The sequence below is a fragment of the Microcoleus sp. AT3-A2 genome (assembly GCF_036705685.1).
Classification (GTDB): Bacteria; Cyanobacteriota; Cyanobacteriia; order Cyanobacteriales; family Microcoleaceae; genus Microcoleus.
This window is the reverse complement of the sequence record NZ_JAUBVF010000071.1, coordinates 1-24,324: the sequence shown is the minus strand read 5'-3', so window position 1 is coordinate 24,324 and position 24,324 is coordinate 1. Positions and strand designations below refer to the sequence as shown.

At 45.7% G+C, this 24,324-nt stretch carries 24 protein-coding genes; 14 read left to right on the top strand and 10 right to left on the bottom strand.

Features of this window, described 5'->3' with window-relative positions:
- The 6 genes from QUB37_RS25690 (at position 1) to QUB37_RS25665 (ending at position 5,396) form a co-directional block, all read left to right on the top strand.
- On the top strand, positions 1-912 hold the full coding sequence (locus QUB37_RS25690; protein ID WP_333163148.1) for an MBL fold metallo-hydrolase: 912 nt from the start codon (positions 1-3) through the stop codon (positions 910-912).
- A gap of 634 nt (positions 913-1,546) precedes the next feature.
- Positions 1,547-2,470, top strand: coding sequence for a hypothetical protein (locus tag QUB37_RS25685; RefSeq protein ID WP_333167536.1), 924 nt, complete (start codon positions 1,547-1,549; stop codon positions 2,468-2,470).
- Positions 2,471-2,607: 137 nt separating this feature from the next.
- A complete protein-coding gene (locus QUB37_RS25680; protein WP_333167534.1) occupies positions 2,608-2,772 on the top strand; it encodes a hypothetical protein in 165 nt (54 codons plus the stop codon).
- Between the two features lie 565 nt (positions 2,773-3,337).
- Positions 3,338-3,931 (top strand): class II aldolase/adducin family protein, encoded by a 594-nt coding sequence (locus QUB37_RS25675; protein ID WP_333167532.1) that lies wholly within the window; start codon positions 3,338-3,340, stop codon positions 3,929-3,931.
- Positions 3,932-4,198: 267 nt separating this feature from the next.
- The gene (locus QUB37_RS25670) at positions 4,199-4,753 is read left to right on the top strand and encodes an Npun_F5560 family protein (RefSeq protein WP_333167530.1); all 555 of its coding nucleotides are present in this window, start codon (positions 4,199-4,201) and stop codon (positions 4,751-4,753) included.
- Positions 4,746-5,396, top strand: a complete 651-nt coding sequence (locus tag QUB37_RS25665; RefSeq protein ID WP_333167528.1) for a hypothetical protein — start codon at positions 4,746-4,748, stop codon at positions 5,394-5,396. Before QUB37_RS25670 ends, QUB37_RS25665 begins: the two co-directional genes overlap by 8 nt.
- 44 nt (positions 5,397-5,440) lie before the next feature.
- On the opposite strand, the gene QUB37_RS25660 is transcribed toward QUB37_RS25665, so the two are convergent.
- Positions 5,441-5,785, bottom strand: a complete 345-nt coding sequence (locus QUB37_RS25660) for an STAS domain-containing protein (protein WP_333167526.1) — start codon at positions 5,783-5,785, stop codon at positions 5,441-5,443.
- Positions 5,786-5,849: 64 nt separating this feature from the next.
- Complete coding sequence (locus QUB37_RS25655) at positions 5,850-5,984, bottom strand: hypothetical protein (RefSeq protein WP_333167524.1); 135 nt, start codon at positions 5,982-5,984, stop codon at positions 5,850-5,852.
- 149 nt (positions 5,985-6,133) lie between these two features.
- On the opposite strand from QUB37_RS25655, the gene QUB37_RS25650 reads away from it, so the two are divergent.
- Entirely contained in the window at positions 6,134-6,757 is a 624-nt protein-coding gene (locus QUB37_RS25650) for a DedA family protein (RefSeq protein ID WP_333167522.1), read from the top strand.
- Positions 6,758-8,043: 1,286 nt separating this feature from the next.
- Here QUB37_RS25650 and purM read toward each other — a convergent pair.
- Entirely contained in the window at positions 8,044-9,072 is a 1,029-nt protein-coding gene (gene purM / locus QUB37_RS25645) for a phosphoribosylformylglycinamidine cyclo-ligase (protein WP_333167520.1), read from the bottom strand.
- A 495-nt stretch (positions 9,073-9,567) separates the two neighbouring features.
- Here purM and QUB37_RS25640 point away from each other — a divergent pair, with 495 nt between their 5' ends.
- Both QUB37_RS25640 and QUB37_RS25635 read left to right on the top strand, forming a co-directional pair.
- A complete protein-coding gene (locus QUB37_RS25640; RefSeq protein WP_333167518.1) occupies positions 9,568-10,626 on the top strand; it encodes a septal ring lytic transglycosylase RlpA family protein in 1,059 nt (352 codons plus the stop codon).
- Positions 10,627-10,967: 341 nt separating this feature from the next.
- Positions 10,968-12,584 (top strand): bifunctional pantoate--beta-alanine ligase/(d)CMP kinase, encoded by a 1,617-nt coding sequence (locus QUB37_RS25635; RefSeq protein ID WP_333167551.1) that lies wholly within the window; start codon positions 10,968-10,970, stop codon positions 12,582-12,584.
- On the opposite strand, the gene QUB37_RS25630 is transcribed toward QUB37_RS25635, so the two are convergent.
- Positions 12,574-12,711, bottom strand: coding sequence for a hypothetical protein (locus QUB37_RS25630; RefSeq protein WP_333167516.1), 138 nt, complete (start codon positions 12,709-12,711; stop codon positions 12,574-12,576). The two genes, QUB37_RS25635 and QUB37_RS25630, sit on opposite strands and share 11 nt — an antisense overlap.
- Before the next feature lie 498 nt (positions 12,712-13,209).
- Here QUB37_RS25630 and QUB37_RS25625 point away from each other — a divergent pair, with 498 nt between their 5' ends.
- The gene (locus QUB37_RS25625; RefSeq protein WP_333167514.1) at positions 13,210-14,145 is read left to right on the top strand and encodes a polysaccharide deacetylase family protein; all 936 of its coding nucleotides are present in this window, start codon (positions 13,210-13,212) and stop codon (positions 14,143-14,145) included.
- A 100-nt stretch (positions 14,146-14,245) separates the two neighbouring features.
- Here the strand turns inward: QUB37_RS25625 and QUB37_RS25620 are convergent, their stop codons facing one another.
- From QUB37_RS25620 to QUB37_RS25610, 3 genes are all read right to left on the bottom strand, one after another.
- A complete protein-coding gene (locus QUB37_RS25620) occupies positions 14,246-14,389 on the bottom strand; it encodes a hypothetical protein (RefSeq protein WP_333167512.1) in 144 nt (47 codons plus the stop codon).
- 39 nt (positions 14,390-14,428) lie between these two features.
- A complete protein-coding gene (locus QUB37_RS25615; RefSeq protein WP_333167510.1) occupies positions 14,429-15,496 on the bottom strand; it encodes an FAD-dependent oxidoreductase in 1,068 nt (355 codons plus the stop codon).
- 64 nt (positions 15,497-15,560) lie between these two features.
- Positions 15,561-16,313 carry a methyltransferase domain-containing protein gene (locus QUB37_RS25610; RefSeq protein WP_333167508.1) on the bottom strand — a complete coding sequence of 251 codons (753 nt, stop codon included), beginning with the start codon at positions 16,311-16,313 and terminating at the stop codon, positions 15,561-15,563.
- A 169-nt stretch (positions 16,314-16,482) separates the two neighbouring features.
- Here QUB37_RS25610 and QUB37_RS25605 point away from each other — a divergent pair, with 169 nt between their 5' ends.
- The 4 genes from QUB37_RS25605 (at position 16,483) to QUB37_RS25590 (ending at position 20,319) form a co-directional block, all read left to right on the top strand.
- On the top strand, positions 16,483-16,923 hold the full coding sequence (locus QUB37_RS25605) for a winged helix-turn-helix domain-containing protein (protein WP_333167506.1): 441 nt from the start codon (positions 16,483-16,485) through the stop codon (positions 16,921-16,923).
- 184 nt (positions 16,924-17,107) lie between these two features.
- Positions 17,108-17,317 (top strand): transposase, encoded by a 210-nt coding sequence (locus tag QUB37_RS25600; RefSeq protein WP_333167505.1) that lies wholly within the window; start codon positions 17,108-17,110, stop codon positions 17,315-17,317.
- A gap of 634 nt (positions 17,318-17,951) precedes the next feature.
- Positions 17,952-18,797 (top strand): YaaW family protein, encoded by an 846-nt coding sequence (locus QUB37_RS25595; protein ID WP_333167503.1) that lies wholly within the window; start codon positions 17,952-17,954, stop codon positions 18,795-18,797.
- A gap of 43 nt (positions 18,798-18,840) precedes the next feature.
- A complete protein-coding gene (locus tag QUB37_RS25590) occupies positions 18,841-20,319 on the top strand; it encodes an O-antigen ligase family protein (RefSeq protein WP_333167501.1) in 1,479 nt (492 codons plus the stop codon).
- Positions 20,320-20,519: 200 nt separating this feature from the next.
- Here the strand turns inward: QUB37_RS25590 and glmS are convergent, their stop codons facing one another.
- The 3 genes from glmS to QUB37_RS25575 form a co-directional block, all read right to left on the bottom strand.
- On the bottom strand, positions 20,520-22,442 hold the full coding sequence (glmS, locus tag QUB37_RS25585) for a glutamine--fructose-6-phosphate transaminase (isomerizing) (protein ID WP_333167499.1): 1,923 nt from the start codon (positions 22,440-22,442) through the stop codon (positions 20,520-20,522).
- A 158-nt stretch (positions 22,443-22,600) separates the two neighbouring features.
- Positions 22,601-22,846 carry a photosystem I iron-sulfur center protein PsaC gene (psaC, locus tag QUB37_RS25580; protein WP_015175986.1) on the bottom strand — a complete coding sequence of 82 codons (246 nt, stop codon included), beginning with the start codon at positions 22,844-22,846 and terminating at the stop codon, positions 22,601-22,603.
- A gap of 598 nt (positions 22,847-23,444) precedes the next feature.
- A complete protein-coding gene (locus QUB37_RS25575) occupies positions 23,445-24,263 on the bottom strand; it encodes a chloride channel protein (RefSeq protein WP_333167497.1) in 819 nt (272 codons plus the stop codon).
- Positions 24,264-24,324: the final 61 nt, after the last annotated feature.

Below are 24,324 nucleotides of genomic sequence, written 5' to 3'. Positions count from 1 at the left end.
ATGGAAATCAGCTTGTCCTCTGTAGCGGCAACTCCCGTTGATTGCCCTCAACCCTCCGAATCAATAAAAGGTATAGATGATTTTGTCGTACAGTTCTGGGGCGTGCGGGGCAGTGTTCCGACACCCGGACAGGAAACTGTTCGCTACGGCGGCAATACTTCTTGTTTGGAAATGCGAGTCGCTGGCAAACGCTTGATTTTTGACGGCGGAACAGGCTTGCGGATGCTGGGAGACCAGTTGGTGCAAGAAATGCCGGTGCAAGCTTATATGTTTTTTACTCACTATCACTGGGATCACATTCAAGGTTTCCCGCTGTTCGCCCCAGCTTTCATCCGCGGCAATAGCTTTGATATTTACGGGGCGACTCCGCCGGATGGAGATTGCATGAAAAGGCACTTCGTCGAACGGGTACTCCACTCGAATTCGCCGGTGCCGCTGATGGGTTTGCAGGCAGATTTGAATTTCTACGAACTCAATCACAACCAGACGATGATGCTGGATGATATTGAGATTAGGACGGGTTCTCTGAATCACCCGAATACTGCTATGGGATATCGGGTGACTTGGCAGGGACGATCTGTTGTTTATTGTTCGGATACTGAACATTTTCCCGATCGCCTAGATGAGAATGTCTACAATTTAGCCCTCGACGCTGATGTGCTGATTTACGATGCGATGTACACAGACGAGGAATATCACAATCCCAAGTCTCCGAAGGTGGGTTGGGGACACTCGACTTGGCAGGAAGCGGTGAGAATGGCTAAGGAGGCCCGCGTAAAACGAGTGGTGATTTTTCACCATGATCCGGCTCACACAGACGATTTTCTCGATCGCATCGCCGAAGACGTGCAAATCGCTTTTCCGAAGGCTGTCATGGCCCGCGAGGGTCTTATTTTGCCGATCGGCTTCTGAACATTCGCCTAGGCGATCTCGATCAAACCATCAACTGATCGAACCATAATTGTTATGTGAATATGTGGATCGGGTCTCGCCCCCCGATCCACAATTTTTTTTAATTTGCAGCAAACTCTTAACTGCATGGTATAATTCTTGCTTGTTAAGTTTTTAGGCAGATTATTTAAGGTTTTTTTTATTCTTCAACCGCGTCCGCAAGACGCCAAGACGTAAGATAATTGGAGGATTGCCAAGGGTGAAAAGGAGACAGTTTTGAATGTCAACAAACACGGGGAGGCGAGGATCTCGCACGCCTGAGTGCTAGTCTGATGCCAGTAGACTTCCAGAAGCCTTGTTACAGATTAATTATTAAGGACAAAAACTGAAGTTATAGCTCGGATCAAATAAAAGCGCGATCGGTTTTTTGGACTCATGAATATTGACAACTCTCAAAAGCTAATAGCTTTTAGGTACAAACTGAGAAAAATTTCAGCAGTCAATTTGAATAACCAGAAAGAAACGATCGCTCTGGCGTTTGGCAGTAGCTGCGGCAAGCGAATGTTATGACTTGACTATCAAAATGGGAAATTTACGTTTTAGATCTTCAGCACATCAATACAGATGGATTGCTCTAGGCAGTTTTGCTGTAATTATGGGTATTTCAGGCGCCCTGGCCTACCGCCTCGCCCCGCCCCCCGGATTCATGGCTCAAGGCACTCTCACTTCTAATAATCCGCCAGTCAAATTTTCGACCACGGGCACGACAATTCTCAAGCAGGGAGAGCAACTCACCCCAGAGGTTCTCCTGGCAGATAATGTTGTCAAAGCAGTGGCAGATGCAGTTAAGCTGTCGCCCCAGCAAGTTCGACAAAATGCTAGTGTCAAAATTTCTAAGCCGGAACAACCCTTACAAATTGTGGTTGGGTATCGCTCGCTCGATCAGGAGCAAGCAATCCAAACGGCGGATATGTTGATGAAGGGCATGGTGGAAAAAAGCCGCCTGATTAACCGATATCGGTGGCAATCAGTCAATCAGTCGCTCAACCAACGCTTGGCACAAGTCACTCAAGACCTGAAACAAGCTCAGCAAAAACTCGACCAATACGAAAGAGAGCGCGCTCGCCTGTTGCAGCAAATGAAGCTTCAGCAAGACTTTTACAACAAAACTCAGCTTGCAATGGCGGATACGCAAGCGTCGGAAAAAGAAATGGTTAGCAGTTTGGCCGCCGCTACAGTGCCACAAATTGTGGCGACGCCCACGAGCGATCCGACAGTGCCTCTGATTGTGGGAATTGGCTTGCTGTTGGCGATTTTGGTCAGCCGTGGTTTGATTCCTTCAGTGGCGGATTGGAGGTACAAAGCAGCTTTTCAGCGAGAAGAGAGCGAAAGGCTCCAAAGTGCTTTGTACCGACTGATCAAAGAAGGCCGCGGCGAAATTACTCTGGTGCGGTTTGCGATGGAAACGCGGCTGTCGCCGGATGTCGCTCAGCGTTTTTTGAACCAACAAGCTGAAGTTTTTAATGCCAATTGCGAAATTAAAGACGACGGCAGCATCTTGTATCACTTCCACATTTAAAGGGCTGCGAGCGATCGCGCTCCACAGAAAAATTTAGCCGATTGGGCCTTCACTGCTCGATCGGCTTGTTTTTTTCTTAATAGGACTTATATCAGGTTCGGTCGATCAACTATCCCCCTCTAGGTGGAGGCGGGTTTATGGGATCTATCACTTATACTACTACTACAGATTTTGGTGAACCCCCCAACGCCAGCTCTCGTTGCGGTGATTTTACGCGACATGATATTACGCTCAACCCGGTTTCTTATCTTCTAGGATGCCCCGGAGCTAAAAATTGCTCGATCGACATAGGTTTTGACTAACCTAGAGCACCCGAAGATTGGGTCAGTTCGTCCCAGACGGGCAAAAAAATATTTTTTGTGTTCCGCTTGATTCTTGCTTAAATATAGATATAATCGTAAAAAATAAGTAAATGTACGGTTGCTTTTTACCGGAGTTACCGGATTAAGGGGTACTTTATCCTTAAATATTTATTAAGGTAGAGTTAAACTCAGTAGAAATGCTGTAGTATAGAGTAATAACCGATTCAGGGAGGTTATGTAGTTTCACATCAGAAACTCGATCGGGCAAAAGCCTGGAATCAAACTCCCCGACTGAAAGCGTACATTTTCATATTGAACTTTTGTAATCACCTAGAGGCTAAACCATGATTTTTGGAATAATTGGTTCAACTTTCCTAGCTTACTTTTTGCTAATGTCGGTCGCTAATTACGGCGACACTGGAATGTAGATTAGTTAAGGCACTTATGCACCGAGACATAAGGCAGCAGGCAAAAAAAGCTGTTTGACAACTTCTTGACCACTTCGATTAAGTCTCAGCTTGGGCCATGTCTGTCGTGTCAGAGTCGTGTCTGATCATACAAAAAAATGGATGAAGGAGTCGTTAAGTACCGCTGTGACTGGGAAGAAGCAGACCCTGTAGCTGCCCGGAACATAGCAGATTTGATGGACTGGCGCGATCGGCTCCACGCTTGGGGATTAATTGGCGTCTACGAAAATGGCATAGGGTTTGGCAACGTCAGCGTTAGACTCGGAAATTCTTGCCAATTCGTGATTTCGGGAACCCAGACTGCACACTTGAGAACTCTGGGACCAGAATCATACTGTACTGTTACCGAATTTAACTTAGAACAAAATTTCCTCGGCTGCCGGGGGCCCGTACAAGCTTCGTCGGAGTCCCTGACTCACGGGGCCCTGTACCTTCAGAGAGAGGAGGTGGGCGGGATAATTCACGTCCATAATCCTAAGTTATGGCAGCAACTGCTGTTTAAGATTCCTACTACTAGAAAAGAAATACCTTACGGCACTCCTCAGATGGCCTTAGAAATGTTTAGGCTTTTTGAGGAGGAGAATTTGGCTGATCGCAAAATTCTGGCCATGGCCGGTCACGAGGACGGCATTATCTGTTTTGGCACCACCGTGGACGAAGCTGGAAAAGTGCTTTCGGCTGTGATTGGTTAGATCGGAGTTCTGGCACTATTCTCAAAAAAAGCTAAGAAACCTGATTTAGGGAGCAAAACCTAGGATTTTACCTCGGTCTATTGCAAGAAACTAAGGTGGTGACGTGGATGCCTGATTTGAGTTAGACTGAGCTTTACCCTTGACATCGGGTCGCTGGCTCGATTTACGCTAATGGGTTCAAAACTTTTGAAGTGCCTCTTGCCTCTGCGGTAAGGGAAAGATATTTTTAAAGAGAAACACATTATATAACAAAAGCTGAGAGTCATCGTGAATCAAACTAAACTTGTAAGCTCAAAAGAATTGCAATCAGAGGTATCTCGTCTCACCGAAGAGCTGCAAATGCGCGACCAATTGGTGCAGCAGTTGTCTCAAGAACTTTTCAGGCTGGTGAAGGGCAATTCTAATTTTGTGCCGGCGCCGGAAGTTTCCGATCGGCACCAAGCTCAAATGCAGGCCATGCGGGAACAACTCCAAGCTGTTGAAGAACAGGTGAGTTTTTATCAGGAACAAATCGCGGAGCGGGATGCTGAGGTTTACCAACTGCGGCAGTCGGTGCAAGAATTGACGGATCGCTCTCGGATGCTGGAACAGGTGGTTCAGGAATTGCCAGGGGTTTACCGCCAAAAGTTTGCCGAGCGCATCGAGCCAATTAAGGAAAAGTTGGATCAATTGCAAAAGGAAAACCGCCAGTTGCACACTGAGTTGCAAAGCGTAACTTACCGTCTCGCTGTGCGGAGCCGCAAGGCTAAGGGCCTGGATCTGCCGAGCGTCGATGCTGAGGACGATCGGGGAATTCAAATGCCGAGCTTTGGCAATGTCTAAGGTTTTGATTGTGGCGGGTGGTGAGAAAGATTCGGCCGCAAGTCTCAAGGCGGCGATCGCTCAATCTCATCCTTTAACAGAAGTCAATATCTGTGAGGTTTCGGAACTCAATTCAGGCGCGATCGCTCCGGGTGGGGCGATTGTTTGTCCTTTGACGCTGGAGGTGCCAGAAAATCTGGTTTTTCCGGCTCAAGATGTGTTTCGATTTTGTGGCAATGTTTCCGCAGCGCGCGATCGAGTGTCCCAGGAGCTGCTTTTTCCCGTCGGTGCTGGCAATTTTTGGCTGCCTGTGGTGTTGACGGCAAAGGGGCCACTGTATGCTGAGGTGATCGGTGGGGAAGCTGACAAGCAGTCTGGCGAGTTGAGTTACTCTCAACCGGTGCATTTGTCGGATGTTTGGCGACAGCAGTTGTATGAGTTGGCTTACCGCTTGCTGAATCTTTTAAATGCGCCGCCGGCGACTTATTTGATGCAGTTCGGGTTTGTGGGGGAAAGGATTTGTTTCGATCGACTTTTGCCTTTTCCGGCTGCACCTGCGATCGCTTCTGTCGGCGTTCAAGTGCCGGATTTATTTATTTGTCATTGGTATTGCTTGACAAATAAACCTATTTATGATATAGGAATTAGCTCTGCGGTTGCTTGAAGTCTCTGGGAAAATTGAGATTTAAACTTGGGATCTCATTTTAATCAAGCAACTAAAGCCGGAGTTTCAGTGGAGATAACTTGGTCGAAACTGTCGAAGATTTCAAAGAGTTGGTCGAGTTGAGTAATTTCAAAAATTAGCTTGACTGTGGCTGAGAGGTTGCAGATGACGAGGCGGCATCCCCGGTGGCGGGCGGCGTTGAGTCCGCCGACTAAGGCGCAGATCCCGGAACTGTCGATGAAATCTACGGCGGCCATGTCTATTACCCAGAGTTTGTGGCGATCGGGCACAATCTCGGCTAGCTGTTGCTGGAGGAGGCTGCCGGCTTGGGAGTCGAGGCAGTTGTGAGGTTGAAGGACGATGGGTTGGTTGAAGTTGGGAAATTCCATAGCAGTTATCCTACGATCGTAAAGTATGAATAAGTTAGTTTAGTTGCTGACTCTCTTGAGAGACTCAGGGAATTTCAGCGTATGTTTTAGGATGCGCGATCGCCCTTGTGGAATTGGTGGGGAGAGCCGTTGTGATAAATTTAGTAGGAAAACTGGCTAGCGATCGCCCAGAACGCAACTGCCACACTTCTCTACTCATCTAGTATGCCTCAAAGGCTAATGTTTAGTTGGACCAGCGATCGCGACAACAGTGTGTTCTTCATCACAGCGAAAGATTGCACTATTGGCTGAATCGAGCCAATATATAAATGTATTGAGCTTTGCAAAAGTTTACGAAGGCAGTATCGAATGTCTTTTGAGTTTTTATCGTTAGAGACTATTCAGCAGTTTGCGCGTGATTACGGCTACTGGGCAGTATTTCTGGGAATTTTGCTGGAAAATCTGGGAGTTCCTCTTCCAGGCGAGACAATTACGATTGCTGGCGGGTTTTTAGCTGGCAGTGGGGAACTGAATTACTGGTTTGTGCTCGGCAGTGCGATCGCTGGTGCTACATTGGGGGGAAATTTTGGTTATGCGATCGGCAGGTACGGTGGCTGGCCACTGCTGCTGAAGCTGGGACAATTTTTCCGCTTTCGAGAAGAACAACTGTTTGACTTAAAAGAACAGTTTAGCAAAAATGCAGCTAAAGCCGTATTTTTGGGCCGTTTCATCGCATTGCTGCGAATTTTTGCTAGCCCCCTAGCAGGTATTGCAGAAATGCCTTTTTGGAAATTTTCGCTGTTCAATGTTCTGGGTGCTGCAAGCTGGGCATCTGTAATGGTAAGTTTATCCTACTTCTTGGGACAAGTTGTGTCTTTAGAGAAATTGGTAGCTTGGGCTGCTCAATTTGCGGTATTTGCTTTGCTGTTAGCAGTTGCTTGGATTGCAATTCCTATTTGGTTGGAGGCGCGGACTTTGGACAAGACTAAGTAAGATTGGTGGTTAGACTTTTTGCAAGAGTTCGGCATTTTCTGTTTTTAACCGCAGATGAACGCAAATAAACGCAGATATTATCTATTTTTGCAAAAAGTCTAATGATTGGCGATCGCCTATTAATAATTCAGGACTTGTGTCTCAAAATCATCAAATTTGTAGCGAGAAATTGTGGCAGCAAAATCATCAAGTTGGTAGTGAGGACTTCTGTCCTGAATTTAGAAAATATTAGTCAATAAAGGCTAAAATTCTTACTACTAACCATTTTTATTGGTAATTAACATAACATCATATAAAGTGGGAATCTTATCTCCCACAACTGAGGCGTTTGACAGAGGAGATAAATTTGCGGATTATTGATCGCTCTCAACTATACAAGAATATGTATTAATCGGTCAACAGCGGATGAATGTAGATTGCTACTGTCGCAATGTGGCCGGACATTGGGTTTTTTCTTCCTACGGTGAGGGGGACTGTCTGGAGTTGGCTAGTATCAATTTTCAGTTTCCAATATCTGCTTTGTATGAGGATGTTCCTGGATTGAGTTAAATCGCACTTCACAAACTCGATCGCTATAATTATAATTCACAGAATGCTGCGAACAAGGGAGGAGAAGAAGTGCGATCGCAATAATCAGGGTGTTCGGTGAAAGGCGATGTAATAAATACTCTAGCTCTTCAATTACTTTAAACAGTTTATTAGCAATATATTCAGGACTTACGCAATCAAGGGTGTTAAATCAAGGGTTTGAGATTGCTTCACTAGGCTCTCTTCGGACAGAAAATAGTAGTACGTGTCTATATTCTCTGGAGATCTCTGAATAAACCAATGAAAGACCTTATTTACGAGGTCACCCAAAAATCAGCAATTTTAGCTTAATTTGTTCGGTCATTTAGCAATAACAAAATCATAATTTTTTATCTAGAATCTCCTTTTTATTCCTATTTTAATGCTTATTGCACTTGCTCTATTTATTTTGTTTGGAGTCCGATAATTTTGGGCGGATACTCCTGCACTAATTGACGGAAATAGTTTTGGATTATACCGTATTTAAAAGCACAATAGCTTATTTCACTTTCATTTAAAATTGTAGCAACGAGTTATCTCTTGTGAATTCCTTTTTCTCTTTCATCCTCTGTGTCCTCTGCGTCCTCTGCGGTTACTTTCAAAATTATAAATTTAACCGCAGATATACACAGATGAAGGCAGATTGAGATTGTCTGTTAACGCATAAAACAAAGCGAAGCAATCTTCAGCCCCTGCGATTGCTTCTTACTAATTACCCATTAACCGTTATCCATGATCAATTCTCCGTTCCCCTCAATCACTTCCCCGATCGCCCAAGCACCAATTCCCTGAGACTCAAACCATTTAACAGCCTGTTCTACTTCCCTGGAATCGAGCAACAGCACAAAGCCAATCCCCATATTAAAAGTATTGAACATATCTGCTGTGGCAACTTGACCCGCTTCAGCAATCCACTGGAAAATTGGTAAATTTGGCCAGCTATTGCTGTCAATTCTGACAGATTGATTAACTCCCAAACAGCGGGGCAAATTTTCCGGCAAACCGCCGCCCGTAATGTGAGCCATGCCGTGAATTTCTAGACCGCTCTTAATTGCTTCGAGGACTGGTTTCACATAAATTTTAGTCGGAGTTAGCAGCACTTCTCCTAAAGTTTTGCCACCTAACTTTTCGGGTTGGGAATCCCAGCCAAAACCCCGATCGCCCGCAATTTTTCTCACTAAACTAAAACCGTTGCTGTGCACGCCCGAACTCGCCAGCCCCACAGCCACATCTCCCACCTGCACCCGCGAACCGTCCAACAATTTGCTCTTTTCGACAATTCCCACACAAAACCCCGCCAAATCGTACTCACCCGCTTGGTAAAAACCGGGCATTTCTGCCGTTTCCCCTCCGAGTAAAGCACAGCCCGTTTGCTTGCAACCGTCAGCAATGCCGGCCACCACCGCAGCTAATTGTTCGGGATTTAGCTTTCCCGTGGCTAAATAATCGAGAAAAAAGAGGGGTTCGGCCCCGGATGTCAGCACGTCGTTGACGCACATCGCCACCAAGTCGATACCTACCGTGTCGTGCCGATCGAGATTGTGGGCCAATTTCAACTTAGTCCCAACGCCGTCAGTACCCGAAACCATCACCGGCTCTTTTAAACCCTCCGGGACGCTGAAAAACCCGCTAAACCCGCCGAATCCGCCCAAAACTCCCGATCTGTGCGTGCTCTTGACCATACTCCCGATGCGCGAGACAAAAGCTCTGCCCGCCTCAACATCCACACCTGCTTCTCGATAATCCATAAGTCCGCCAAATCGATTTCTTCTAATTTTTAGTTTATTCCCATAACAGTTGACAAACAGCTTTTTTAAGACTAGCCATTCCGTAGCCCACAAAATACACTAAAGTTTTGTAAATTTTTGTAAATTTTTCCGTAAAGACTGAAACGGCTGTAAGCACTGGAACTAAAGGGTTTTATGATAGAGGGTTTTGAGAAGATTTTATGAAGATTTGGTGAAAATCGCGATCGCAGCGATCCCCAACCGCAAAAGTTTGTGGTAGTCTGTTGCAGTTCGTGAACAAAACACAAATTGCGGATCGAGTACGAGTTGTCAAGTGTCAGGGAAGTTTCCGCCAATTTTTTTTGGGACGGAAGCATTAAAGCAAAAACGCACCCGGATACTTTGCTTTGACTCACGGAGGAATGGCGAAGGGCAAGAGAGAAATCCTTGACGCCCGCCGCCAAATGGCCAATCCTCCAATCTCGGTTGGCAATGGCTATTCACAAAAATGGACGTATGAAGGAAAAATTTGTTGGTGGTCTACTCGCTGTCCTGTTAGTTCCTATGGTAGGAACGGCATCCTCTTGTCACGCACAAGCAACAGGTGCCGACAACCAAAACTCTCAGGTTTCCGAGCAAGTAATTGCCACCCAACCGTCCCAGCAGTTAAACGCTACTCGGGTCGAAGCGCAAAAAGTCGGACAGTATCAGTATCAAGCAAGAGCTGAAATTGCCCGAGACTCGATCGCCAAAATTCAGCCCCATAACTTAGGCGGGCGACAAGCAGCGACAGTCTACGTGCGAAACATTCCAGTCATCACCTTTCTGAACGCGAATCCGGAAACAAACACGCCTTTGGAAGGAACTGGCAACAGCCAAGCCGGTGCTAGCAGTCCGTCAAAAGTAGCGGGCTCCAGAGAAAATCCCAAAGTTGGAAACATTGCCAGCAACTCTAGCAATCAAGAACCCGATCCAGTTTGGCGGGCATCAAGCTTAGCAGCAAGACTCAATCAGCTAGCCCGCAACAACATCGATCCCAAAAGCATTACCGTTAAGTGGGAAAAAGGCGATCGCTACATTATCCAGGCAAACGGTGAGGACTTGGTAAACATCAACGCCGAAACCATCCTCCCCGACACCACCAGCGACTTTAGCCGAGACGCCCTGCAAGTAACCAATCGCCTCCGCCGGCTTCTGGGCAACGCCCCACCCCTGGAAGAAGTCGCAGGCAAACCCCAACCAGAACCTCCCGTGCTGTCTATGGGCCCAGTTCAAGTGCGCCTCAGCGGCTGGGCTTCCTGGTACGGCCCAGGATTTAACGGCAACCTCAGCGCCAGCGGCGAGCGTTTCAACCAAAATGATTTGACCGCAGCCCACCCAAATTTGCCTTTTGGAACGAGAGTCATGGTGAGAAATCTCGACAACGGCCGCACCGTAGTCGTCCGCATTAATGACCGCGGCCCCTATGTGGGCGATCGGCTCATTGACTTGTCCGCCGGCGCCGCCAACGTGCTAGGAATGATCAGCAGTGGCGTTGCCAGAGTGGAAATCGAAGTGATAGAACCGCCGCAGTAAACAACTGGTGGACGCTGAAGGCTACTCTCAGACAGAATACAAAAGTTATCCGAAGTGTAGAAAGCAGAAAGTAGAATAAAACTGACATCTTGCACCATTCTCAATTACTTGTTTAGGAACAGGCAGGATGCCTGTTCCACAAGAAAACTCATTCTTTGTGGAACAGGCATCTTGCCTGTTATTGAGAATGGTGCAAGATATGAGATAAAACTGACATCTTGCACTATTCTTTGTGGAACAGGCATCTTGCCTGTTCTTGAGGATGATGCAAGATGTCAAGTCGAACAAATTCCGACAAACAAATTCTGCCTTCTGCCGAATGCCTTCAGGAGATTCTACCGGTGCACCTGTTTACTACCATTGCAGCACTTCGCTGCTACTTAAATTTACAAAAGTCTGCTGCACCTCATTTGACAGTCGGTTTGGTGCCGACGATGGGAGCTTTGCACGCAGGGCATCTGAGCTTGATCCAGCGGGCAAGGCAAGAAAATGCGATCGCCCTGGTCAGCATTTTTGTCAACCCGCTGCAATTTGGGCCGACAGAAGATTTTCAAGATTATCCTCGGAATATCGAGCAAGACCGGCTGTTGTGCGAACAAGTTGGAGTTGATGCCATATTTGCTCCCTCAGCAACTGAAATGTTCGGCAACCAAGCGGTCGATTCCCTACGGGATAGCTTCGCTTCACGCGCAGAAACAGAGCAAACCGCCCAAAAACAGATAGAGATTGACCTTTCATCCTTAACTCAAGTAGTGCCACCATCGGCGATGACATCGGTTTTGTGCGGCAAAGCAAGGCCTGGTCATTTTCAGGGCGTCGCGGCAATTGTGACTAAACTTTTGAGTTTGGTGCAGCCGACAAAAGCTTATTTCGGTCAAAAAGACGCCCAGCAGCTAGCAATTATTCGGAAGCTGGTCTTTGATTTTAACTTGCCTGTAGAGATTGTCGCTTGTCCGATCGTCCGCGAAGAGTCGGGACTGGCAATGAGTTCTCGCAATCAGTATTTAACAGCAGAGCAAAAACAGCAAGCCTCCGTACTCTACCGCGCGCTGCAACAAGCCTCGGAAACTTTTTATTCAGGCGACCGCACAGCAGCAGCCGCACTCGCTGCCGCCCACGCAGCAGTCGCAGGAGAACCCGCAGTAAAGATCGAGTACGCCGAACTCGTCGATCCCGACACTTTGACGCCCTTGCCGGTTGTAGAAACAGCGGGACTTTTAGCCGTGGCCGCCAGAGTTGGCTCTACTCGTTTGATTGACAATATAATTCTCAGGAATCGTCGGCCCATTGTGGCGATCGACGGCCCGGCGGGAGCAGGCAAATCTACCGTAACTCGCCTTGCCGCAACTGCTTTGAACTTGTTTTATCTGGATACCGGCGCGATGTATCGGGCGCTGACTTGGCTGGCATTGAAAACAGACACGCCGATTTGCGACGAATGCGCGATCGCCGAATTAATCAGTTCCAGTTATTTGGAATACAACCTCGATCCCGCATCAAAGATGTTGAAGATTAACGGCGAAGACGTAACGGAGGCAATTCGCAGTTTGGAAGTGACATCCCGCGTCTCGGAAATGGCGGCAATTCCCGCCGTGCGACAGTTTCTGGTGGAGGAACAGCGACGCTGCGGTACAAAAGGCGGAATTATAGCAGAAGGCCGCGATATCGGCACTAACGTGTTTCCCGACGCGGAACTGAAGATTTTTTTGACGGCTTCGGTACAAGAGCGATCGCGCAGGCGGCTGTTAGAACTTAAAGATAGCGATCGGGCTAATATTAGCTTGGCCCAATTGGAACAAGACATTGCCCTGCGGGACGAAAAGGACAGCACCCGCGAGGTTGCACCTTTGCGTAAAGCGGCCGATGCTGTGGAAATTCAAACAGACAATCTGACTGTTGCTGAAGTTATCGATCGAATTGTCAGCTTGTACAAAGAGAGAATCGGCCCTAAAAGTTAATTTTACGACGCTGCGCGCGCGCGATCGCCCTCATATCAAATGCGGTTAACCTCACATCTTGCACCATTCTCAAAAACAGGCAAGATGCCTGTTCCACAAAGAGTAGATTTTCTTGTGGAACAGGCATCTTGCCTGTTCCTAAAAAGCTTATTGACAATCGTGCAACATCTCAGGTTAAACTCACATCTTGCACTATTCTCAAGAAAGAACAGGCTTTTCGGCCTGTTCCACAAAGAGTGCATTTTCTTGTGGAACAGGCAAGATGCCTGTTCCTAAAAAGCTTATTGACAATAGTGCAACATCTCCGGTTAAACCAACTTGCAGTGTCAGGTAGGGACGCGGGCCGATGCGGGCTGAGTCCCTAAGAATATCGTGCCATTAATCCGAGAGCGCCGTCCCCGTGGCTGGGGGGGAAAAAGTTCAACCATCCCGCGTTTTCATGGGTTAAGGCATTTCTGGCGTACAAATCTTAAATTTTTTTATCCGGACGGACTTCCCCGCGATCGGTTATTTCCAGTAGCATTTTTACGGACTGTCCAATTTAAGATTATCCTCTTAAGTGGATTAACTTGATATCAACATAAAATCTCAAATTAACTGTACAAGGTGTGAAGGAGAGAATGACGTGACAAAATTGAAACTGCTGTGGAGGCGGCGAAAAACTTTAATCCTTGCTTTTATGGCAGCAACAGGAAGTTTTTTGCTGGGTGTGACATGGCCCGTTAACTTGCGGGCCAATCAGCCATTGCAACCGATTCAGGCGCAAGTCTTGGCCGTATCCCAGTCGCCAGAACAACAGCCGATGTCCAATATTAATAAGTTCTCCGAGGCGATCGCCAATCGAGTTGAATTTTCCCAAAGTGCTCTAGCCCAAGTGCAAGCAATCCGATTCCAATCAGCCGTACCGTCCCAGTTTCAAGGTACAACCATTCGTCACGCGAAACTCGACTCCCAGCACAAGGCGATCGCCCTGACATTTGACGACGGCCCCTGGCCGAAAACAACTACACAAATCCTAGATATTCTCAAGGAAAATAATATTAAGGCTACATTCTTCTGGGTAGGAAAATACCTGAAAAATTCTCCCGAAATTGGCCAACAGGTCGCAGCAGCCGGTCATGCGATCGGCAATCACAGTTGGAGCCATGAATACCTTCAGTATAACGAAAACGGTGCTGCTCGCGAGATCGATCGCACTTCATCCTTAATTGAGGACTTGACCGGCATCCAAACATCGATGTTCCGGCCGCCCGGAGGCATTTTAAACAATGGATTGACAGCTTACGCTCAAAAGAAAAATTATGCAGTTGTGATTTGGTCTGCTGATTCTTTTGATTGGCGCACTCTTACGGAGTCTTTGATGGACAACGTGATGAGGCAGGCAAATTCCGGTGGCATTGTGCTGATGCACGACGGCGGCGGCAATCGAGCAAGAACTGTCAAAGCTTTGCCGGATATTATTGCTCGATTGAGAAAGGAAGGGTACAGTTTCGTAACAGTTCCCGAGTTATTGCAGATGCAAGAACAAGAGTCTAAACAGCAGACAACAGCACAAAAATAAAAATTTGAAAAAGTGGGAGATTACACCATTTTTCCATTTTTTTGTAAGCAGTTAGATGGATTTTTCATAACTATATCGCGCAGGTGAAGGTTAATCGCAGTTATAAAATTAATACAGAGACGGCTGTGGTCATCGCTACTCCCGCCATCGCGTACACCAAACCGCGCCGATATTCATGCCGGACGGTATGATCACGTTCGAGGGCAAGGTAATCTTCGGGGCTAAACCCAGACGGGATGGCCATAGCGTTAGAGGCAAAATCGATACCTTAACTGTAGCCATATTACCAATTTAGGCTGGAATCTAATGGCAAATTTTGCAACTGAGAATTCACCCAATTAGCCGCCGCCAAACCCGATCGCAAAGCACCCTCTATTTGACCTTCCCCGCACAAATCCCCCGCACAAACCAGCGGCAAATTCCCCCCAGCAGGCAAACAAGAAACAGGCAAAGGATTTCGACAAAAAGCATAGCGCCAGCGGTGAACCTGTAACCATTCTGGCTCTTTGAGCCAAGGGATTAAATATTCAGAAGCTCTCGAAAGCAATTCTTGACCAACAGTTTCCAAATCAGCAGCTTCTAAATAGCGTTCTGCAAAAATTGCGCTGCTGTGAACCACAAATATTGGGTGTAGTGGATCGAGCCGTTTGCTGCTGTCCAAACCAACCCAAGCTAAATCAGAATTATCGGGAAAAGAAACCGATTTCCACTGCGGATTTAGATTACTCCAATCTTGCTGTTTGGCCGCAGGATAGCCAGCCATAACGGTAATGCAAGGCTCGTACTCCACAGAACGCAATTTGTCAAGAAAATCTGATGTCAAACCAATTTCCGAATTCAAAAACATTAAAGCTTGAGGAGCGGGAATTGCTACTACAACAGCCTTAGCAATCAATTCTTGAGGCGTCGGTAAATTGTCATTAGTAACTTCTAGGGAAAGATGCCACCTTTGGTTATCTGTAGTAGAAATAGCTTGTACGCGGTGGCCAAACCAAATCTCTAAATCCTCCGCCAGATACTTACCGATTGCATTCATACCTGCAGGTGCGACATAACAAGAACTAGCAATGGCAGAAAGTTTCCCCTGTCTCAATTCCCAGACAGTATCAGTCCAGAGTTTGAGGATGTGGCGATCGACCAAAGCCTCAATTAACCCCTGCACCGCATCCCCCTGCGGTTCCAGATACCGCGCCCCGTGATCGGCCCTAGTACCCTGTACGCGGCGGGTAGCAACACGTCCCCCCGCGCCGCGAGATTTCTCAACAACAGCAACAGAATAACCAGCTTGACGCAACCGTTGAGCGCAACTGAGCCCCGCCATACCCGCACCAATCACCACAACATCGAACATAATTGGACTTTCAGATACATTACTTACCGGACTTTTTCTAGGAAATAAGCCTTAAGCTGATTTCTTAACTTGCAGTTAATTTGCGATAGCAACGAGCGGTAATTAAATGAGGGTGAAAAACCTCCATAAAATTAGACTGAAGTTTAGTAAAAAATGTGTTCATCTCTTGCTTATCTTCTAAATGAAAAGGAAATTCTTGATTAAAACCTTTAAAGAAATACCAGTTAAGGATAATCTTCCCTGACGGAGACAGCATTTTATGAAAATCCATCAATTGCTGACTGGGATTGAGTAAATGTTCCATCACATCTAAACAAATAATCGTATCAAAAGCCTCTGTAGGAGATACTTCTAGACTACACGAAATCTTCTCACTCAATCCTAACTTAGCAGCTCGGCTTTGAACAAAATTGCGATTTATGGGGTTAAGATCACAATAGACTACTTGTTCTACTTGAGGACAAAGAGCTGCTGCAATAGCATGAGTGCCAATACCGCCGCCAAAATCTAAAACTCGACCGGCAGCCATATCTGATATTAATGTTAAAGTGCCTCCTATGTAATCCTGATTGGACATATGCCAAGCTCCGAGGTCAAATAGGTAAGCTTGTCCGACTCCATCGCGATAAAACTCGCTAGCTTTTTCCCAATCAAAATCCCGATGTCCTATTTCTTTTAGGGATTGTTGACCGAGTGCCAGCTCTTGTTCAATTGTTTTTAAATCTAAGTTTAAAAAATCCTGTAGATGCTGCTTGAGATTGAAAGTATCTTGCCAATATCCCTGCAAAAAAGACGGTGCGACAGAAGAAGACATCATTTACCTTGTTCTAAAAAACCCAAACTCATTATAGGATTAACTGACATTTTTGAACAGAACTCCACTAAATTATTTTTCTTTTGTTTGTAGCGAATAAAATATAGCAATCCTAAATCATTGTCAAGACTATGATACAATTATATGCAATACTTGATTGTGACCATAAAAAATGAATAACTTACAACTGCAACAAAAAGATAGAGAAAAAGAAATAGCCCAATTAGAATCTTTTATTAAAAGCGATATCGATGCCAGAGAACTAAAACGAGCAATAGCTGTAAGGATGGCGCTCTCAGGTAATATCTACCATGAAATCAGCAAAATTTTAGGTGTAAGTAATTTTTTTGTTGGTTATTGGAAAAAACAATTTAAAACCAAAGGCATCGCCGGAATCAAACTAGGACATAAAGGGTCAAAAGGGTATTTAACAGCTCGACAAAATACTGAAGTAATAGAGTGGTTAAAGAATAAAGAATATTGGAATTTAGATGAGCTGGTTACTTATTTAGCTCAAGAATTTGGTGTGACATATAAATCCAAACAGAGTTACTATGAACTTTTTGACCAAGCGAAAATTAGTTGGAAAAAAAACTCAAAAAACCAAGCCTAAATTTGATAAAGAACTGGTAAAAAAAAGACGGAAGAAATTAACGATATTTTATTTAAGAACAAGGCTGGTATAGAATCGGGGGAAATAATAGTATTGTTTTTAGATGAATGCCATCTACTTCATGGTGATTTAACTGGTTATGTTTGGGGTCAATCAAAAATCAGAATTGAAGTCCTAATCACCAATGAAAAAAAATAGACAAACTTATTTTGGCGCCATCAATTATCAAAGCAAAGAATTCCATATTCAGAGCCATCCATCTGGTGATAGAAAATCAACAGTTACATTCATAAAATACTTACAAAATAAATATAAAAATCGCAAGATTGTCTTGATTTGGGATGGAGCTAGTTATCATAAATATGGAGAATTTAGAGACTTTTTATTAGAATAAATGGTGACAAAGAACCTGAAAGCTGGTCAATTAATTGTATTTTATTTGCTCCCAATGCTCCCCAACAGAATCCCGTTGAAGATATTTGGTTACAAGTTAAAAACTTTTTAAGAAAGTATTGGTATTTATGTAGGTCTTTTAATATTGTCAAATTTTTATTTGAGTTTTTACTAACGAACATAAATTTGATTTCCCCAAAATACGTCAATACACTTGCACAGAGAAAATCATTTAGGATTGCTCTAGATATAAAAAATCATTTAGGATTGCTATAGTGGGGGTTCAGGGCGACGGTTTGACTCCTCAAGCTGCGGGGTTGCAGACGTACCGAGGGGTTCCGGGTTGGCTGTTGGGCATCTAAATTGTATTTTTAGGATCGGTGGGACACCCAACTTGACTTTACAATTGAGATGCGCGTCCGCCGATCAATGTAGCTGCTGAGGTTATAGCTTCTAGCAGTCGGATCTTCTGTGCAAATCCTGCCGATCGTCCTGCGCCAGGTAGTAGAATAAGGGACAGCACGAATCCATGATTAAGACCAAATAAAAAAGCTACTGTAGGTAAATACTAAATCCCACTGATTGTCAATCAGCAGCAATCTAAAATCTAAAATCGAATACGGGAGGGCAAAATTTTGGACGAACTCAGAGCAGCACTCGAATTGACAACAGAAGAAGAATTGCAGCAACTAACAGAACTTCTGTTCAGCCGCAAGTTTAACCCTTTAGATTATGTGCAAACCCCCGCACCGATAGATGTACAAAGTCGCGATCGCCAAGCATGGCTCGACGCCGTAGAACAGCGGTTTCGCTATCTTGCAGCGGACGGGTTGACGGTACTCCGAGGGCGAAGCCAACAAGTAACTTACAGACAAGCACTAATTCAAGTTTGTCGCTATCTCAAAATCCCTTATCCCAGACAGTTGTCAACCACCGACTTAGAGGCAGAAGTATTTCTGCACTTAATGGGTCGCGCGTGGAAGCGTTTACCTGCAGACGAACAGCAAGCGCTGACACTGCGCGTACAGCGAGCGATCGTTGATTCTAAACTCTCAGAACCCCTGCCAATTTCTGCTGAAAAAGACCCGCTGGGTTTACTGTTCAAAGGCGGCAGCGCTTTAGCTGTTAGTTCCATCTTAAAACCAATGTTGCTCAAACTAATGGCCAATCAATTTGCGCTGCATTTTGCCACCTATCAAATGGCAAAACAAGGAGTGCTTGCAGGCACTGCAACTGCAGCAACCCAGTTTCAAAATTATGTCGCAATTCAGACAGCGCGGCGTGGTATGGCGGTGAGTGCTGCTCGTTACGGTGCGACGCGGAGCGTATTTTCGTTGGTTGGCCCGGTGATGTGGACTTGGTTTTTAGCGGATTTGGGTTGGCGATCGATTTCCACGAACTACGGTCGCATTATCCCGACCATTTTTGCCCTAGCTCAAATTCGATTAACGCGATCGGAATGCGTTTGGGAACTAGCTTAACGATGGTAGATTGTAGATTTTAGATTTGAGATTGGGAGTGTGGGTGAATATCAAAAATCGGTTGAAATTAGCTGCCCAACTGACAGCCAAAAATCTCAAGTCTCGCCTCCAGAAACATCCAGATCCCCGCCTGCAAATCCCTTGGAATTTCGCCCAAGTGGGGATGCTGATTTTTCCCTTAATTCCGATTTTGGGAGCTTTAGGTTTATTCCTGGGATTGGCCGGCACTTGCAAGCAAAAGTTCAGTCAAATTAGTCGGCGCCCGTTGAATCGAGGATTCGCAATTCTGAGCGCGCTGCTAGTCATCACAGCGGTTTTTGCCAACAACCGCAGCGAGGCTTTTGTAGGGTTGTACAATTTCTTGCCGTTCTTTATATTGTTTGCCACTTTCAGCAGTTTAATTAAAACTCTGCCTCAATTGCGGCAATTGTCTTGGATGATTGTAATTAGTTCAATTCCAGTGATAATTTTAGGCCTGGGACAGCAATTTTTAGGTTGGAGTGGCATCGATCAATTGCAGCCTGTTTTTGGCTGGGTACTCGAACCCCAAGGCAATCCCCCCGGTCGCATGGCTTCTGTATTTATGTACGCTAATATTTTAGCTTGCTATCTGACAATTGCTTTCATTTTAGCAATGGGACTGTGGATAGAAGAAGTCAGTTGTCAGTTGTCAGTTGGCAGTTGTCAGTCGTCACCACCTACCAATTCCCAATTCCCAATTCCCAATTCCCAATTCCTATTTTTAAGTTTGGCAGTGATCGGAAATGCTGTTGCTTTGATTTTTACTAATTCTCGCAATGCTTGGGGGCTGGCAGTTTTTGCAGTTTTGGCTTTTGCATTTTATGCGGGTTATAAAAAATTATTAGCTGCCGTTTTTAGTGTGGCTAGCACAGTTATTTTGTCTGCCTTTGGCCCGGAACCACTGCGGCAATTTTTACGAAGAATTGTTCCGGCTTTCTTTTGGGCTAGACTCACCGACGAGATGTTCCCAAATCGACCGACAGCTACTTTGAGAACAACTCAGTGGGAATTTGCTTGGTCGATGACTCAGCAGCGTCCTTGGACTGGTTGGGGATTGCGAAATTTTACGTCTCTCTATCAAGCTCAGATGCAAGAATGGCTCGGTCATCCTCACAGTTTGATACTAATGTTGACTGCGGAAACGGGAATACCCGCAACGCTTTTGTTGTTTGGTTTAGTTGGTTGGGTTTTGGCTAGGGCTGTTTTGCTGCTGGCGAATTGGCCGCTTTTTCCTGCGGATATCAAACACGAGCAAATAGCCACACTGGAAAAAGCGGAAAATGCTTTAGATATCAATCAAAAATCTATAATCAGTAGAACAAATCAGGTGGCTTGTCAAGATTTAAGAGCAACCGATCGCCTAATTTTTTTCAGTTATTTATTAGCCTTCGCCGCTTGTACGCTTTTTAACACTGTAGATGTGACGCTGTTTGATTTTCGACTCAATACTACAAGCTGGTTGCTGTTAGCCGCAATTTGCGGAGTCAGCCAGAGGGAATAGGGAATAGGGCATCGGGCATCGGGCATCGGGCATCGGGCATACCTCACCACGCGATCAAACCGCTATAACAACTGTTAACAGTCAACAGTCAACAGTCAACAGTCAACAGTCAACTGCCAACAGTCAACAGTCAACTGCCAACAGTCAACAGTCAACAGTCAACAGTCAACAGTCAACAGTCAACAGTCAACTAAATTCTTTTATTCTACCGTCACCGACTTCGCCAAATTTCGTGGCTGATCCACATCCAAACCCCGACGGGCTGCAATGTGATAAGCCAACAATTGCAGCGGAATCACTGTCACAATCGGCGACAACAATTCATCCACCAAAGGCACCGGCAAAATGTGGTCAAAAATATCTGCTTCCGCCACACCTTGCTTCGGCGTAACGCCAATTAAACGGGCGTCGCGCGCCTTCGCTTCTTGAGCGTTGGAAAGCACTTTTTCGTAGACGCTTCCGGGCATGGCGATCGCCACTACAGGCACTTTCGCATCCAAAAGGGCGATCGGGCCGTGTTTCATCTCTCCCGCCGGATATCCTTCGGCGTGAATGTAGCTAATTTCCTTCAGTTTCAGCGCCCCTTCCAAAGCAATCGGAAAGTTAATTCCCCTTCCCAAAAATATAAAATCTTGGGTGTCTGTAAACTGGTGGGACAATTCCTCCACATACTGTTCTTGAATCTCCAAAAACTTCTCAATTTCTGCGGGTAACTGGCGCAAACCCGTAATAACTTCTGCCAATCTCTCCGTGCTGATTGTTTGCCGCTGGTGCGCCAAATCCAAAGCTAAGAAATAGAAGGCCATCAACTGAGTGACAAAAGTTTTAGTGGCAGCAACGCCGATTTCTATACCAGCGTGGGTGTTGATTACCTGTGGCATCATGTGGGCGATCGAACTTTCAGTTCGGTTAGTAATGCCTAACATTCTCGCCCGGAATTTATCAGTAAAACCCGCGCGGCGCTGCTGTTCCATCCCCAAAGCAGCCAGCGTGTCCGCCGTTTCTCCCGACTGAGTTACCCCAATAGTTAAAGTATTTGCTGTCAGCGGTGGCGGTGCGTAGCGGTACTCCGAAGCGTACTGCACGGCAGTGGGAATATTAGCTAATTGTTCCAACAAATATTTGCCAATTAGCGAGGCGTGCCAGCTCGTTCCGCAGGCGAGAATTGAAATTTGCTCGACATCAGCGCAAAGTTCCTTGGGCAAGTTGAGATTGATAGGAGAGCGCGGATTTCCTGGCTGCCAATCGCTGTCTAAGTAAGCCTCCAAACACGCTCTGACTACGGCGGGCTGCTCGTAAATCTCCTTGTGCATGAAGTGTTTGAAGCCTTGCTTTTCGACTAAAACCGGGTTCCAACCAAGGATGCGTGGGCTTTTTTTCAGCCTTTCCCCTGCAAAGCTGTAAACTTCCACTCCCATCGGAGTTAGCCTTGCCAATTCGCCATTTTCCAAGGACAAAACAGTGCGGGTATGAGATACTAAGGCCGGCGTGTCGGAAGCGCAGAAAAATTCACCAGCACCAAACCCAATCACCAAAGGAGCTTGCTGTCTGGCGACAATTATTTCCTCTGGAAAATCTGCACAGATAACGGCTATCGCAAAAGCTCCTTCTAATTTATTTACCGCCTTTAAAACAGTTTCCAAAAACGATAAATCAGCAATTTTCTCGGTTTTTTTATCTTTTTCTTCTTCCTTCTCCCTTCTTGCTTCTTTCAAAAATTCAGCTATTAAATGAGGAATAACTTCTGTATCGGTATCCGACACAAATTTATGTCCCTTTGCTTTCAATTCTTTCCGCAACTCGCGATAATTTTCGACAATTCCATTTTGAACTACCGCAATTCGCCCGCTATTATCTAGGTGAGGGTGAGCGTTATATTCTTCAGGCTTGCCGTGAGTTGCCCAGCGGGTGTGTCCGATGCCGATGGGAGCCGGAGAGTCTATCTCTGCTAGCTTTTCCCGGAGGTTGTGCAATTTGCCCTTTGCTCGGATGCAGGTAATTTCTCCTTCGGAGATGGTAGCGAGGCCCGCTGAATCGTAGCCCCGGTATTCTAGTTTCTCCAATCCTGCTAGCAAAATCTCGCTTGCTGCTTGCGTGCCGATATAGCCAACGATTCCGCACATTTAACGTACTACTCCTGCTTAGCGATCGCAATAAAACTCAAGTTTTATCATTTTTACCTTCTTCGGGCCCCGAATGCAGATTCCGCGACAAAAAAGAGGGGGCAATTTAATCGCCCCCTCTTTTGTGCCCGTAATTTGATCGGCGTGTCGATCGATATTTAGTAGGCTAGACCCATACTGCGAGTGGTTTCTGCTCCCAGGTAAACCCGGATGCTCAGAAAATCGGTGGGGCAAGCAGTTTCGCACCGCTTGCAGCCTACACAGTCTTCGGTGCGGGGAGATGAGGCAATCTGAGCTGCTTTGCAGCCATCCCAGGGCACCATCTCCAAAACGTCAGTCGGACAAGCGCGGACGCACTGAGTGCAGCCAATGCAAGTATCGTAAATTTTGACTGAATGAGACATTGAATAAAGGCTCCCAACGAGTCACTAAAAATTTGCTGCCTCTGCGAGTGAACAGATTTGACGGCGAGGTGCCACCGCTATAGCCTGCACAGAGAATTAAAGGTTAGTCTACCGCAGTGCCTGGAAGCACTTCGCGAAAAAGCGACAAAACTTCACAGTTATTCACGCTGGGACTCTTATAGAACCCATTTGGGATCTATATCATTCGCCAACCGTTTGAGCATCAGCCTGATGAAATACAAATTAAGTTTGGCACTAGGATGGGTGAGAGTGGACTCAAAGTTCTTGACCAAATTGCGATGATTTTATGCGGGTGATACCCCTTACCCTTGCAGAATGGTAATCTTCGGAATATTGACGGGCCCGAGTGTGAAAATAATCGAGGTTGTGACTCAACATTTCAATCAAGCCACAGTCATCGGACACCCTGGCTTTTGTGGAATGGATAAAAAACGGCAAGCTGGGTATTATCAACGGCTAGATGTTGTTTTATGCCATTGGTGCATTTGTAATGGCAGAAGCCTTTAGACTGGACACTCGCAAATTGCACGTATTTTTTACCGCTATACGGAGCTATTAGAGGATTTCTAGCCGTTTGTTAATCAATTTTACGCTGTGAGGTAATGAAGGGAGATCGGGGAGCCAAGAAAAAACCCACCAGACTCGCGAAGAGAATGGGTGTAAAAGTGCTGAATCCTGTCAACTTGGCGAGTAGCAGAGTTGTACTAATTGGAGTTCGAGTAACTGTTGAATTCAGAGCCGCCATTACACAAATCATTGCCAAAGTCTCGTTGGATGCGGGATTAATGATAGCAATTGCCTTTCCTAAACAGGCTCCTATAAAAAACAGTGGGATGATAATCCCCCCCCGCCAGCCTCCATTTATGGTCGTACTAATAGCAAATACTTTAGCAATAACTAAAGTTAAAATAACTCCCAAAGAAAAGTTGCCCTCAACAATTTTTTCAAGTTGATGTTCACCAAAGAAACGAGTGAGCGGAAAAAAAGCTGATAAAACACCAAGTCCTAGCCCAGCTAAAGTAGTACGCACATAGATTGGGCTGGGTATCGAATCAAACAAGCGACCTACACTGCGAAATATAGCGATAAAAAGCCAGCCCACGATCGCACCTACGATTCCATAAGCAATCGCTGCGCCAAAGTCATAAAGGCTGTCCACATTGTATTGAGGAAAATGCCAGGTAGGACCAATTCCTAGCTGGGTAATTGCTACAAAGATGGTGTAACTTGCACAACTTGCCACGACTGCAGGCAATATTGCTTCAAAATACTCCACAACATTCTGATGATGCAGGATTTCTAAAGCAAAAAAAGTACCACCCAATGGAGCGCCGAACAAAACTGTAAAACCAGATGCCATGCCAGCAATACTTAAAGTTCGTAAGCTGTTGTGCATTTAAAACGCATATTGGTATAATATAACATAATGATATTCAGAAAAAGTGAATGCCTGCTAA

Bases quoted from the DNA above. Each gene is read 5' to 3' on its own strand.
- QUB37_RS25690 (WP_333163148.1), top strand. From the start codon at position 1: ATGGAAATCAGCTTGTCCTCTGTAGCGGCAACTCCCGTTGATTGCCCT.
- QUB37_RS25685 (WP_333167536.1), top strand. From the start codon at position 1,547: ATGGGTATTTCAGGCGCCCTGGCCTACCGCCTCGCCCCGCCCCCCGGA.
- QUB37_RS25680 (WP_333167534.1), top strand. From the start codon at position 2,608: ATGGGATCTATCACTTATACTACTACTACAGATTTTGGTGAACCCCCC.
- QUB37_RS25675 (WP_333167532.1), top strand. From the start codon at position 3,338: ATGGATGAAGGAGTCGTTAAGTACCGCTGTGACTGGGAAGAAGCAGAC.
- QUB37_RS25665 (WP_333167528.1), top strand. From the start codon at position 4,746: ATGTCTAAGGTTTTGATTGTGGCGGGTGGTGAGAAAGATTCGGCCGCA.
- QUB37_RS25660 (WP_333167526.1), bottom strand. From the start codon at position 5,785: ATGGAATTTCCCAACTTCAACCAACCCATCGTCCTTCAACCTCACAAC.
- QUB37_RS25655 (WP_333167524.1), bottom strand. From the start codon at position 5,984: ATGAGTAGAGAAGTGTGGCAGTTGCGTTCTGGGCGATCGCTAGCCAGT.
- QUB37_RS25650 (WP_333167522.1), top strand. From the start codon at position 6,134: ATGTCTTTTGAGTTTTTATCGTTAGAGACTATTCAGCAGTTTGCGCGT.
- purM (WP_333167520.1), bottom strand. From the start codon at position 9,072: ATGGATTATCGAGAAGCAGGTGTGGATGTTGAGGCGGGCAGAGCTTTT.
- QUB37_RS25640 (WP_333167518.1), top strand. From the start codon at position 9,568: ATGAAGGAAAAATTTGTTGGTGGTCTACTCGCTGTCCTGTTAGTTCCT.
- QUB37_RS25630 (WP_333167516.1), bottom strand. From the start codon at position 12,711: ATGCCTGTTCCACAAGAAAATCTACTCTTTGTGGAACAGGCATCTTGC.
- QUB37_RS25620 (WP_333167512.1), bottom strand. From the start codon at position 14,389: ATGGCCATCCCGTCTGGGTTTAGCCCCGAAGATTACCTTGCCCTCGAA.
- QUB37_RS25615 (WP_333167510.1), bottom strand. From the start codon at position 15,496: ATGTTCGATGTTGTGGTGATTGGTGCGGGTATGGCGGGGCTCAGTTGC.
- QUB37_RS25610 (WP_333167508.1), bottom strand. From the start codon at position 16,313: ATGATGTCTTCTTCTGTCGCACCGTCTTTTTTGCAGGGATATTGGCAA.
- QUB37_RS25605 (WP_333167506.1), top strand. From the start codon at position 16,483: ATGAATAACTTACAACTGCAACAAAAAGATAGAGAAAAAGAAATAGCC.
- QUB37_RS25600 (WP_333167505.1), top strand. From the start codon at position 17,108: ATGAAAAAAAATAGACAAACTTATTTTGGCGCCATCAATTATCAAAGC.
- glmS (WP_333167499.1), bottom strand. From the start codon at position 22,442: ATGTGCGGAATCGTTGGCTATATCGGCACGCAAGCAGCAAGCGAGATT.
- psaC (WP_015175986.1), bottom strand. From the start codon at position 22,846: ATGTCTCATTCAGTCAAAATTTACGATACTTGCATTGGCTGCACTCAG.
- QUB37_RS25575 (WP_333167497.1), bottom strand. From the start codon at position 24,263: ATGCACAACAGCTTACGAACTTTAAGTATTGCTGGCATGGCATCTGGT.